The organism is Shimia abyssi (assembly GCF_003014475.1).
Taxonomy (GTDB): Bacteria; Pseudomonadota; Alphaproteobacteria; order Rhodobacterales; family Rhodobacteraceae; genus Shimia; species Shimia abyssi.
Genome location: NZ_PYGJ01000021.1, coordinates 1 through 12302, shown reverse-complemented (window position 1 = coordinate 12302; position 12302 = coordinate 1). Strand labels below are relative to the sequence as shown.

Annotated in this window: 10 protein-coding genes and 1 pseudogene; 4 read left to right on the top strand and 7 right to left on the bottom strand. The window is 57.1% G+C overall.

From position 1 onward, the window contains the following. Positions 1 to 72: 72 nt before the first annotated feature. The 3 genes from CLV88_RS20690 to CLV88_RS20680 are packed head-to-tail and all read right to left on the bottom strand — an operon-like array spanning position 73 to position 2326. On the bottom strand, positions 73 to 717 hold the full coding sequence (locus CLV88_RS20690; RefSeq protein ID WP_106610314.1) for a hypothetical protein: 645 nt from the start codon (positions 715 to 717) through the stop codon (positions 73 to 75). Continuing rightward, complete coding sequence (locus CLV88_RS20685; RefSeq protein ID WP_106610313.1) at positions 714 to 1937, bottom strand: aromatic ring-hydroxylating oxygenase subunit alpha; 1224 nt, start codon at positions 1935 to 1937, stop codon at positions 714 to 716. Before CLV88_RS20685 ends, CLV88_RS20690 begins: the two co-directional genes overlap by 4 nt. Continuing rightward, on the bottom strand, positions 1934 to 2326 hold the full coding sequence (locus CLV88_RS20680) for a Rieske 2Fe-2S domain-containing protein (RefSeq protein WP_106610312.1): 393 nt from the start codon (positions 2324 to 2326) through the stop codon (positions 1934 to 1936). The genes CLV88_RS20685 and CLV88_RS20680 overlap by 4 nt, the downstream gene beginning before the upstream one ends. 142 nt (positions 2327 to 2468) lie before the next feature. Between CLV88_RS20680 and CLV88_RS20675 the strand changes: the two genes are divergently transcribed. Further along, entirely contained in the window at positions 2469 to 4016 is a 1548-nt protein-coding gene (locus CLV88_RS20675) for an amidohydrolase (protein ID WP_165798966.1), read from the top strand. A gap of 5 nt (positions 4017 to 4021) precedes the next feature. Here the strand turns inward: CLV88_RS20675 and CLV88_RS20670 are convergent, their stop codons facing one another. Beyond that, positions 4022 to 4792, bottom strand: coding sequence for an IclR family transcriptional regulator domain-containing protein (locus CLV88_RS20670; RefSeq protein WP_165798965.1), 771 nt, complete (start codon positions 4790 to 4792; stop codon positions 4022 to 4024). A 169-nt stretch (positions 4793 to 4961) separates the two neighbouring features. On the opposite strand from CLV88_RS20670, the gene CLV88_RS20665 reads away from it, so the two are divergent. After that, positions 4962 to 6410, top strand: a complete 1449-nt coding sequence (locus CLV88_RS20665; RefSeq protein WP_106610309.1) for a glutamine synthetase family protein — start codon at positions 4962 to 4964, stop codon at positions 6408 to 6410. Positions 6411 to 6436: 26 nt separating this feature from the next. Continuing rightward, a complete protein-coding gene (locus CLV88_RS20660; RefSeq protein ID WP_106610308.1) occupies positions 6437 to 7468 on the top strand; it encodes a TRAP transporter substrate-binding protein in 1032 nt (343 codons plus the stop codon). Positions 7469 to 7512: 44 nt separating this feature from the next. Here the strand turns inward: CLV88_RS20660 and CLV88_RS20655 are convergent, their stop codons facing one another. After that, a complete protein-coding gene (locus CLV88_RS20655; RefSeq protein WP_133170021.1) occupies positions 7513 to 8418 on the bottom strand; it encodes a LysR family transcriptional regulator in 906 nt (301 codons plus the stop codon). A gap of 145 nt (positions 8419 to 8563) precedes the next feature. On the opposite strand from CLV88_RS20655, the gene CLV88_RS20650 reads away from it, so the two are divergent. Beyond that, positions 8564 to 10303 carry a sulfatase family protein gene (locus tag CLV88_RS20650; protein WP_106610306.1) on the top strand — a complete coding sequence of 580 codons (1740 nt, stop codon included), beginning with the start codon at positions 8564 to 8566 and terminating at the stop codon, positions 10301 to 10303. Between the two features lie 502 nt (positions 10304 to 10805). Here CLV88_RS20650 and CLV88_RS20640 read toward each other — a convergent pair. Together CLV88_RS20640 and CLV88_RS23700 are read right to left on the bottom strand one after the other, a co-directional pair. Next, a complete protein-coding gene (locus tag CLV88_RS20640; RefSeq protein ID WP_341477198.1) occupies positions 10806 to 11825 on the bottom strand; it encodes an autotransporter outer membrane beta-barrel domain-containing protein in 1020 nt (339 codons plus the stop codon). A 228-nt stretch (positions 11826 to 12053) separates the two neighbouring features. Next, positions 12054 to 12194 (bottom strand): annotated as a pseudogene (locus tag CLV88_RS23700) (putative Ig domain-containing protein); the annotation flags it as partial. Between the last annotated feature and the right edge of the window lie 108 nt (positions 12195 to 12302).

Here is a 12302-nt window from a genome sequence, read left to right as displayed (position 1 = left end):
CAATGGAAACCTAACCACTAATTCCATAATGGCGACAAAATACGCCTAATCACTGTTTTCTAAGGCCAATTCTTAGGCTTTCAACCCACTCATCCCGTCTATGAAGAGTCGCCCAAATGGCGAATTTTCCTCCGAATCCATATGAATCAGCAAGAACGATTTTGCGCTATTTGTCCCAATATCGCACCCAGCTCTCCGATGATCATCCGTGTTGCGCATGATCCCGACACATCCCGAAATAGGCCAACACTGCGCGCGCGCGCACGCCCCGCTAGCACACTTGCGCCCCGAACATATGGCAACTTTTGACTCTGGCCGCGACGCGATACTGCCCAGCGCACCGGCCTCTATGTCCCCTTCAAAAAACCCAATACCGCGCACAAACGCTGGCTCTGCCAGCCGGATATCCTCGGGCAAGGTCGCCGCTCTGCGCGACGGGTCAGTCCATCGCCAGATACCGCGTCCGGACATGCCGCCAGCCGCGATACACACGGCCAGCCAATCCGCTTGACCACCCCATGCCGTGTCCAATTTCAGCGGCACAGGCGCTTCGCGGGCCAGCCCCGGAACATCCATAATCGGCGCCACCCTTATCACCACCCATGCGCTGCAAAACCCATGCCGTGCCAACAAATGGCCCAACGAGACCCGCAATGGAAAATATCCGTCAATTGCCTCCTCAAAGACCTCAGCGCGTACCGGAATGCCCCCTGTCAAACAGATGCATCCCACGGGCACCCGGACCGCCGCTCCAGATCAGCCTCGCGGCTGGCTCCGGACCAATTCGCGGTTGGTGCAATCGTGTCGTTGGATAACGGGCCAATAATGCCCGATGTTTCTTCCCCCTGCATCGGCAACGCGTCGCGGTCGCCGCGGTCCAACGCTGCAATTGCCTCTCGCAACATGCGTCGATACCGAATGATCGCCACATCTGAGCGGCCCAAATGTTCCTGAGTGCGGTCCTGAATGGCCCCCATGCCTTCGACCGCCCATTGATCGTGCACGTTGATATCCAGCCCCATGCCCGTATAGGTCACGCTCTCCTGCTCCTTGGGATCGTACCCATAGTGATTGCCCTTATGTTTCAATGGCGCATAAGTGGGTAAAACATGTTCCTCGAGCCGCTGTTCCCGCATCAGCGCCTTGTTCACCGGGTCTCGAAAACTGGTGAACATCGTCATCCAATAACAGGTCTCGTCATCCACCGGCACATGCCACTGCGTGATCGTCATTTCACGCGACATCGGGATACAAATTGCCTCAGGGAAAATCTGGTTCGTGACCCGCACATGGGTTTGCCCATTCTCCAAATGCCGGAGCGCCGTGATCTTCAGTCCATAGTTGGTCTCATCCACCTCAATCTGTGGTCTAGGAAATTCTCGCAAGACACGAGTCATTGGAATGTTGGTATTGGCCACCTGGTCGCGAAACTGCTTGCCATAGCCCTCGTCCGGGTCTTCATCCTCCAGAAACCGATGTAAAAAAGACGCGTGCGCCGGATCGATGCCAATCTCCAGCGCCTGCAACCAATTGCACTCCCACAGCCCCTTAAAGGCAAAAACATGGCTGTCATCCGCGCGAAAACAATCAAGGTTTGGAAATTCGGGCACGGGACCGTCACCCAGATAGGCAAATACTACGCCCTTTTTCTCCACCACAGGATACACCGCCCCGCCCGGCTCCGCCTCTATCTGCTCCGGCCCCGGATGGTACACCGATGGCTCCCCCGCCTCCGCTTTTCGCGCCGCCAAAACGAAACTTCCCGTATCATCCCGCCACAATGCCAACCGCTCCCCCAAAAGGTTCACCGGTGCCGGATTCTGATACTCCAACTCCTCAATCAATGCAGCTGGTTGCCAATAACACCGCAGCACCGCCCCCGCCGCGCTGTCTGGCCCGACACGCGTGATCGAATCGTTCAACTGCTGTGAAATCATGAAACCTCTCCCAAATTGGCCCAGATCACCCCGTCTCGCACCTGCACCGGGATCATAGGCACCTTGATGGCCTTCCACATCTGCGAACCCTCAGGTTCGGCAGGCTGCTCTACGCATTGCCCTGTGCGATCAAAATGCCAGCCATGAAACGGACATCTCAACCCATTATCTTCCAACCGCCCATAGCAAAGATCAGCGCCTCGGTGCGGACACTGCCGCCCAATCAGGCCCATTTTTCCGTCGTCATCGCGAAACAGAACCAACCGTTGGCCATTCAACTCCACTGGAACGACAGGTCGCACAATCTCAAGCATCTCAACCGGGCCCAGCCTCAGCCAGGGGCCTGTGCCCTCAATCACAATTGTCCTAGGGATCGGGGTGTCTTTCATGCGAACACCTCCTATCGTTTTGTGCGTTATTCGACCAGTTTGACATCATTGCTATCTGCGCTGCCGGCAATCTGTCAACATTCGCTTGGCGCATCGCCGTCCCAGGCCAATACTGCACATCACGCAACCAAGGGGAAATCCTGTGCTTCTTACCAATGCGCAAGTCTATTGCGACGCCACTGACACAGCCCCGCATTCTGAAATCGCGCTGAATGGCGCTTATGTCGGGACGCACTTCGACGGCCCCAAACGCGACCTGGGGGGCCGTATCGTTTTGCCGGGTCTCACCGATGCACATCTCCATATCTTCCCTCTCGCGCTATTCCGCCTGCAGCTCGACATTGCCGCGGCGCGCATCACTTCGATCCCGGCCCTGATTGACGCGTTGCACCAAGTCCCGGATGCGCGTCGCCACGGCGGCTGGCTGCAAGCGGCCGTTCTGGTCGAAGACACCTTTACCGAGGCGCGCCTGCCCACCCGCGCCGAGCTTGACGCTGCCTTCCCCGACACCCCGGTATTCCTGCGCCGCTACTGTGGCCATGTCGCCATCCTCAACACGGCAGCGCTCAATGCGCTTGGCCTGCTAACCCGGCAACCCAATGTTGCATCTGGCAGTTTCCGACGCGACGCCGCTGGCAACCTGACCGGCCAAGCCGACGAAGCCGCGGCCGCGTGGATTTTCGCACGCGCACCAGCTCCGCCCGACGCTCAGATCCTGTCTGAAATTAGCGCAGTTATCGATCAATGCCTCGCCTACGGGCTCACCTCACTGGTCGAAGCCGCCGTCGGCTTCACTCTTGGCTATGACCGCGAGGCTGCAATCTGGACCAAACTGCGCGCCGCCGGAAACATCCCGGTGCGATTGGGGTTCATGAACGAACTCACCACAGATCAGGCCGCCGCCCGCGCACTCACGCCGCAATGGGATGCAAACTGGTCATCCGAAACCCTGAAATTCTTTGCAGACGGCATCATAGGCGGGCGCACCGGCGCGTTGTCTGAACCCTATTGCGACATCGACACGATGGGCGATGTCATGCATCCCCCCGGCGTCTTACAGTCCCAGCTCACCGCCGCCCACGCCGCCGGATGGCGTATTGCCGTGCACGCCACTGGCGACCGGGGCATCAGCCAAACCCTTGATGCCATCACCGCCGCCCAGGGCGATGACACATCACGCCGCCACCGCATCGAACACTTCTTTGTCGCACCCAAAGGAGGCCTGCATACTGCTGCCAATGCTGGTATCAATGTTGTCACGCAACCCGGCTTTCTGCACCGCATGGGCACCAGCATCGCCCGTGGCCTTGGCCCGCGCGCGCTTGGTTGTGTCTACCCCGGCGCCAGTGCATTGGCCGCAAACGTTGCCCTCGCGTTCAGCTCCGACGCCCCCACCGGCCCGCTTTCCCCTTGGGATGGCATTGCCGCCGCAATCACACGCCGCGCCCCCAGCGGCGAACCCATCGGCCCGAGCGAGTCCCTCCCCTTTGCTCAGGCACTCAATGCCTACATCTCCGGTGGTGCCCACGCGATGCGCCATGATCATTTCCGCAGCACACTCGCCCCCGGACAAGCCGCCGATCTTGTTGTCCTCAATATGAACCCCTTCACCGCATCGCCAGATGAACTCAATGACTGTCGTGCTGACTTGGTGATGAAGGATGGCAAAGTCGTCAAAGACGACCTTTAAAAACCTCACCCTTGCGAAAATAACCGCACCTCGGCCAATTCCACCGCAAGGCTTTGCAAGATGCCGCGAACCACACCCTCGCGCCCTACTACATCTCCATGCTCAAAGGATGTGCCGACAACCGCCTTCACCGCCCCCACTGCACCAACCGGAGCCGCAATCCCGGTCACACCCATTTCCAGCTCATCCACCACAACCGCAAACCCTTGCGTCCGGCACGCCGCAACCGCGCGCCGCACCGCGCCTCGGTCGACCAAGGACCGTTCCGTCAACGGCACCAACTCAGCGCCCTCCAGAACCGCCGCCGCCCAATCTTCAGCCCCATAGGCCAACATCATGCGCCCAATCGCGGAATGCGTCAGCGGCAGTCGGCTGCCCACCGTCAACCCAATCGTCACTGGTTGCGCCCGCGCCACGGCCTGCCCGACAATCACCGCCGCATCCCCGTCACGGATCGCCAGTAGAACCGGCCCGCCCAGCGCCTCGGACGCCCGGTTCAACAATGGCTGTACCTCGCGCCCAAACGCGTTGCCCTGCAAAAAACTACCCGCCAAGGCCAACACTTGCGGCGTGAGCGAATACTGACGCCCATCCTTGCGCGCATATCCCAGCGCCACCAAACTCAACACCAGCCGCCGCACCGTCGCCCGGTCCAGCCCGGTCTTTCGCGACAGATCAGACAGGGTCATATGCGTGTCTGCATCATCAAACGCCTTGAGCACTCGAATACCTTTGACAAAGGTCGTCGACATGTCGCGCGCGCCAATTTGGTCCATGTAGAATTCGCCTGATTTCCAGCACATACTTGACAAGTTAACCAAATTGCGCTTCTTTTCCTATGATTGCCTTAAACATAATCGTCATTCAGCGAGGTATGCAAATTGCATCCAAGCCACCGGAGCATAATACCAAACCCGCCATCTAACTGGACCGGTTCCACCTGAGATGACAACGGACCTCACCCAAGGCGCCCTGTACCACCTTGGCCTGCTCTCCCCGGAGCAGGTCGCCCGCGCACAGGACCTTTTGGCCGAGGTTGCCAGCTCAGAACTTGAAACCATCCGCGTACTGTTTGCCGATCAGCACGGGTTGTTGCGCGGCAAAACGATCACCTCCGACGCTCTGCCGTCCATCTTTCAATCCGGGATTAACATGCCCGGAACGCTTTTACTCAAGGACACGTCCCATCGCACCGTCTTTCCGGTCTGGAGCGACGGTGACACCCCCGGCGGTCTTTCGTCAGGTGCGGGCGACATCCTTCTCGTTCCTGACACCGAAACATTTCGCCGCCTGCCGTGGGCACCCCATTCCGCATGGATCTTCTGTGACCCTGTCACCCCAACTGGTGGTGCAATCCCATTTGCTCCGCGCCCTGTACTGCGCACCGCGATTGACCAACTCGCCGCCGCCAATCGCGCACTAACCGTGGGGCTCGAAGTAGAATTTCAGGTGTTCACCTGCACCGACCCGCGCTTGAACCATTCAGACTCCACCATGCCCGGCACCCCGGTCGCAACGCAAAACCTGACCCAAGGCTACCAGTTCCTGACCGCACAGGTTTATGACATCGCTGAGCCCCTTCTCGACGACCTGCGCCGCGCGGCCCAGTCACTGGGCCTGCCGATCCGCTCAATGGAAATCGAAATGGGGCCCAGCCAGTTCGAGTTCACCTTTGACCCCGCCGATCCGATGACCCATGCCGACAACATGATGATGCTACGCGCAATGACCAAGTCGATCTGCGCGCGCAAGGGCCTGCATGCCACCTTTATGTGCAAGCCCAACCACGCCAATGCCTGCGCCAATGGCTGGCACCTGCATCAATCTTTGACGGACACCGTCACCGATAAAAACCTGATGATACCAAACCCTGACGGATCGCTCAGCCAAACCGCCTCAGGCTGGATCGCGGGCCTGCTGGAACACGCCCACGCGTCCTGTCTGCTGACCACCCCCACGGTGAACGGCTATAAACGGTATCAGCCCCACCAGCTCGCACCCGACCGCGTTCTGTGGGGGCACGACAATCGCGGTGCTATGATCCGCGCCCTGATGGCCCCCGGCGATCCGGCCAGCCGCATCGAAAACCGCGTCGCTGACCCCACAGCAAACCCGTATTACTTCTTTGCCAGCCAAATACTCTCTGGCCTTGATGGCCTCTCCCGCGCCCTGACGGCCCCTGATCCTGTCGAAACGCCATACTTGGAAAACGCCCCCCGTCTACCCGGCTCACTGCTCGCGGCGATCCAGGCCTTTGAGGGGTCGACCTTCTACCGTAGAGTGTTGGGGGATCCCTTTGTCGACTACCTCTCTCATATCCGCCGCGCCGAGTGGGACCGTTATCACCTCGCCATCTCGGATTGGGAACAGGCCGAATACTTCAACCAATACTAAGATCAATATCTCTGGGAGGAAATATAATGAAAATCAGACACCTAACTCAACTCGCGAGCGCAACGCTCCTGTCTGCCGCAATGGCAACCGGTGCCCTCGCCCAAGATGTCACCTTGCGCTTTCACCACTTTCTACCACCTCAGGCCAACGTACCCAAAGACGTTCTTGGCAAGTGGGCCTCAGATGTCGAAGCAGCCTCAGGTGGCGACGTCGCTGTGGAAATCTATCCTTCCATGCAGCTTGGCGGCACTCCTCCCCAGCTCATGGATCAGGCACGCGACGGCGTGGTTGATGTGGTCTGGACGGTGGTCGGCTACACCCCCGGCCGCTTCCCCAGTACCGAAGTGTTTGAGCTGCCCTTCATGATGACCAACGCGGGCGCAACCTCGCGCGCCTATTGGCAAATGTTCGAAAAACATATGCAGGATACCGAGTTCAAAGACCTCAAAATCCTTGGCACTTGGGTACACGGTCCCGGTCTGATCCACTCCAAAGATCCTATCGCCTCGGTTTCTGACCTTGATGGTGTAAAAATCCGCGGCGGGTCGCGCACGGTGAACAACCTGCTGGTCGAACTTGGCGCCACGCCAGTCGGCATGCCCGTGCCTGCCGTGCCCGAGGCGCTGTCCAAAGGTGTGATCGACGCAACCACCATCCCGTGGGAAGTCACCGCCGCGCTCAAGGTGCCTGAACTTGTTGGCAATCACACCGAGTTTGGAGATCAAGCGCTTTACTCGCTGACCTTCGTTCTCGCTATGAACAAGGCCAAGTATGAAAGCCTGACTGACGCCCAGAAAAAGGCGATTGATGACAGCTCAGGCGAAGAGTTCTCGGTCTTTGCCGGTTCCACCCAAGAGGCCGCCGATGGGCCCGCGCGCAAGCTTGCGGTCGATAATGGCAACAACATCATTCAACTCACCGACACGCAGGTCGAAGAGTGGAAAGCCGCTGCCGAGCCGATCTATGCACAATGGGTCGCCGAAATGAACGAACGCGGTATCGACGGTCAGGCCCTGATTGACGAAGCACGCGCGCTTATCGCAAAATACACGAACTAATGTTCGCCCCGGCCCGAGGAGATGCTTCTCGGGCCGCTCTTTGACTATGTACCGAACTGATCACGCAGCCGTTCCCAGAACTGATCCAAGATGGGAAAAGACGCCGTCTTGCGCCGCGCACCACAGATATTCCACGTCATGGTTTCCTTTGTCTGCACTTGTTTCAAACGGCCTAGCGCCGCATGTTCTGCAAAGTCTGCCGCCATACCACCGCAAATCAAATTGGTCCGACACGCCAGATCACAGATAAAGCCAAAATCATCGCTTTCGATCTGCGGCAAGCTTGACACAATCTGCCACGCCTCTTCGTCTCCACCCAGAACATTGGCCACTGCGGCGCGCCAGTGTTTGTGCAAATGCGCGGTCATGAACGGACTGCGAAACACGTCCTTAACACTCACTTGGGATTGTTCGAAAATTGGATGAGCCGGATGCGCCCAAAACGACACCGGCTCTTTGCGCAGCACTTGAATCTCCAGATCACTCAGGTCAGGCGTGTGCGTCAGATCACACACCGCCACATCCAGCTGCCCCATCCTCAGCGCCTCCAGCGGCGCCTTACTTGCGCTTACCATGACGCGCGCTCGCATATCGGGGTGCGCCTCCAGCATGTCGGCCAAAATCGGCGAGATAATCGCGCGCGTCGTCAACGGCCCGCACCCGATATTCAGCATCTCCGGCCCTGTCTCGGTCAGCCGCCCGACACCGGCCTCAAACATCCGCGTCGCAACGTCCAACTTGTCCAGCAACACCATAAATTCACGCCCCGCGGACGTTAGTATCGTGTGCCGTCCACCCCGTTCGAACAACGTCTGCCCGGCATATTCTTCCGCCTGCGCGATATAGCGCGAGAAACTCGCCGGTGATGTCCCAACAGCCTCCGAAGCCGCCCGAAAGCTGCCCATCCGCGCCAAAGCGCGCACTGCCGACGTTGTTTTATCGTCAATCAAATCTTGCCCTCGTTTCAAAAAGCCAAACCCGCATACCAAATGCTGGAACGGCACACCTCTGCTCTAGATTGTCTATCAACACCCTGCAACACAAAGAAAGTTCGTGGCCCGACCTCGACATCTTTTCTTGTAACCGGAGTTCTTTATGGTTCGTTCCCTATCCCTTTGCACGTTGCTCAGCGCCAGCGCGCTTGCAACCTCAGCCGCGCTTGCCGCGACCGACGAAACCCGTCCCAATATCCTCATCCTGATTGCCGACGACATGGGCTTTTCCGATGTTGGCGCCTTTGGCAGCGAAATTGATACCCCTGCCATCGACCAGCTTGCCGCTGACGGAATGCTGTTTACCAACTTCCACGTTGGCGCCTCCTGCTCGCCAACCCGGACCATGCTCATTTCCGGTGTCGACAACCACTTGGCCGGTCTTGGCAACATGCTGGAAATCCAGGCCGACAACCAATTTGGCAAACCCGGTTACGAAGGGCACTTGAACGACAAGGTAGTCGCGATGCCCCGCCTGCTGCGCGACGCGGGCTATCACACCTACATGACAGGTAAATGGCATCTGGGCACCGAACCCGGCACCATTGCCTATGACCGGGGGTTCGAAAAATCCTTCATGCTCGGGGAAAGCGGCGCGGACAACTGGATCGAACAGCCCTACGCCCCGTTTTACAAACGCGTGCACTATTATCAGGACAACGAACTCGTCTCGCTGCCCACCGATGATTATTTCTCGTCCGATTTCTACACCCAGCAGATGATCGACTACATCGACAGCAATCTGGATGACGGCAAACCCTTCCTTGCATGGGTCGGGTATCAGGCAGTGCACTACCCACATCAGGCACCCAAGGAGTTCATCGACAAGTACGACGGTGTTTATGATCAGGGCTTCGAAGCACTGCGCGTCTCTCGCCTTGAAAAGCAAAAGGAACTCGGCCTGATTTCACCCGATGTCGAACTTGATCCGTCTTTTGACAAAACCTCTTTTGATCCATGGCGCATGCCCGACTGGGAGGCGCTGAGCGACGAAGAACAAACCTTCAACGCGCGCCGTATGCAGACCTACGCCGGGATGCTCGACAATATGGACGTCAATATTGATCGCATCCTTGGGTATCTCGATGAAAAGGGCATTGCCGACAACACAATCGTAATCTTCATGGCCGACAACGGCCCCGATCCCAACCAGCTGCCGCTCTCCGAAGCCTATCGTGACTGGTACAAGGCCAATTACGACAAGGTTTATATGGAAGACTTCGACCGCGACTATTCGGATATGGGACAAAAAGGTGTCTACGCCGATTATGGCCCCGGCTGGGCTGCTGCGGCGGCTGTCCCGGGCAGCTACTTTAAGACGTTCTCAACCGAAGGCGGCCTGCGCGTTCCCCTGATCGTGCGCTTCCCCGGTGTGGTAACACCTGGCGCCCAGGTCGATAAATTCGCCTATGTTCGCGATATCGTGCCCACACTGCTCGAAGCGGCTGGCGTTGAAACACCTGGCATCACCTATGAAGGCCGCGACATCTATGCGCCCGACGGGCTGTCGATGATGCCCGTACTGCGCGGCGACGTCGCCACTGTGCGCACCGAAGAACACCCCGTGGGCTATGAATTGGCCGGATCGTCGGCGGTGTTTCAGGGGAAATTTAAACTGATGCAAAACCTCGCGCCCAAAGGCGATGGCTCATGGGAGCTTTACGACATCGAAGCCGATCCTTCAGAACTCCATGATCTCGCCGCTGACATGCCCGAACGTGTCAATGAGATGCGGGCGTTTTACGACGATTGGGCGCAAAGCGTAAATCTCGTGCCCGTTCCCGAGGGATACAATCCGCTCGAGCAAACAGTGATCAACGCCAAACGCAACGGCAGCCACTAACTCCACCATCTTTCGTTTTGGGGTCGGGTTCAGGCACCTCTACCGTCAATGCATTGCGCCCAAACCGGCATCTGCATTGACGGTTCGAGCCACCTCGACCCACAGCAACGCGCCGACCAGAATGTGGGAAAAAGATTCAGGTCCCAATTGCGTGAAAGGAGCGGGAAAAACACGGTCTCGGTTTACAGCCGAAACAATGTTGAAGTGCCTGACATCCCGATATTTTTTCATGCTTCGGCAGACTATTGCACGCCCTTTCTACGTGAAGGGGCGTTTTTTCTTATACGCAACAGAGCCGTTGAAAGCCATTTGGGCCACCCGGACAAACAATCCCCACCCACAAAAAATGGCTGGGTCTGAACTCCATGCAAAAAGAGCAAATCAAACCATCGAAAATTACGTCAGCTTCCGATCCTTAGGTGGCGCGCGCCTTGCTGACGTTGCACAGAACTCTAAGACATCGTTGTTACGCAGGGGGCCGTGCCACGGGACAAATTTGGAGTTAAAATTGGTAGCTCCATCCGAATGTGGCGCCAATGTCAGGCTTGCTACTCGATCCCGATTGGGTTGCGAAGATGCCAAAATCGAAGTGTGATGGACCACTGATTAAATTTATTTCCAGCCCCAAAGCTGCATGACGGCTACTGCTGCCTGCCTTCTCAAGCACGTAGGTCGTATCAGGTGTATCAAGATAGGTAATCGTTTGACGGTATCCACTTTCATGATTGCGCCCAATCTCCGCCTGTATCGTCCCCGTTATCACCCCCCAACGCCGAGGAAATACCTTCTCCAAGGCTGCACCCACAACTGCGCGCTGCGACGTCTGGTTTGTGTTTCCGTATGCCAAGGACAGATCGCTAATGCCGGATTCGCGATAGGCGTCCAAGTTTGTTCGAACCGCCTCGTAACGCGCGTAGGGCGACAAAACCATGTTGTTTTGCATTGGGTAATCGCCAGAGAGCTTCAACGACCCAAATTGATAATCGCCTCGTCTTTCACTTGTTTCTGTCACGTCCCGCAGCAAAATATAGCGTCTGTCCTTAAACTTGATTTCGCCATGCCCCAATGCCCCATCGAGGTAAAACCCGCCGGGAAGCTTGGCAGCGAAATATCCCGCATAGATGTTTGTGGTCGCTTCCGAGTAGGTCCCAAGATTGCCTATAGATTCAGATGTTTGACCATACCCAAGCGAGAAACCAGCAAATAGATTGTCATTAAGACCATAGTCCGCACCCAGCACGAGAGTCGCAGTCGTCTCCTCTTCATTGCCTGAAACCTGACCTTCCTGCCAAATTCCCAATCGATTGCAATCGTCCTCAAGCCCCGTGCAATTCAACTTGTAGTGCAGAAAATCTGTACGTCGGTTCAGATGCCGTATCATGTGGCCCGCAAACTTTGTCGCTTTGCGAAAATGCCCATCGATCAACCTGCCGACATCTGGGTCAGTTGAAGGGTCCGGCCGCCCCTCTTCGATAATCAGGGCATAGTTTATCAGGCCAGAATTTCTTTGTGAATCGAGCACTTCAACAGAAATATTGAAGTCACCACGATCTCTTGTCGTTCCCAAAATCAACCCATCGGCAGAAAGCGCTATCCCCAGCGGCAGCGCGCCTTCAACAATCGAAAACACGTAATCACCACTGCCGCCTTGAGCACTTAGTTGTTGTTCGTACTCGATATAGGTCCGACCATTTGGAAGCGTGTCCGGCGTTAGATCGATGATGCCTTCGGCTGGAACTATTTCTATTGTATAGCTGCGCCGACCTGTGTTGCCCTGACTATCCACGGCCAAAACCTCAAGGTCAAAAGTGCCTGTCTGCAAAGGCACTCCATCGAACACACCATCGCGACTTAGTGTTATCCCTTCGGGCAATGTCCCGCCATCCAAGCTGAACTCGTAAGGCTGTCAACGGCGGATTAAAAACCTGCCAGTGTGGCGGAGTAAAAGCCGGCCATTTGGCGTGACGATGGCTTAGGCGTTTTTCTGATGGATTGAGGG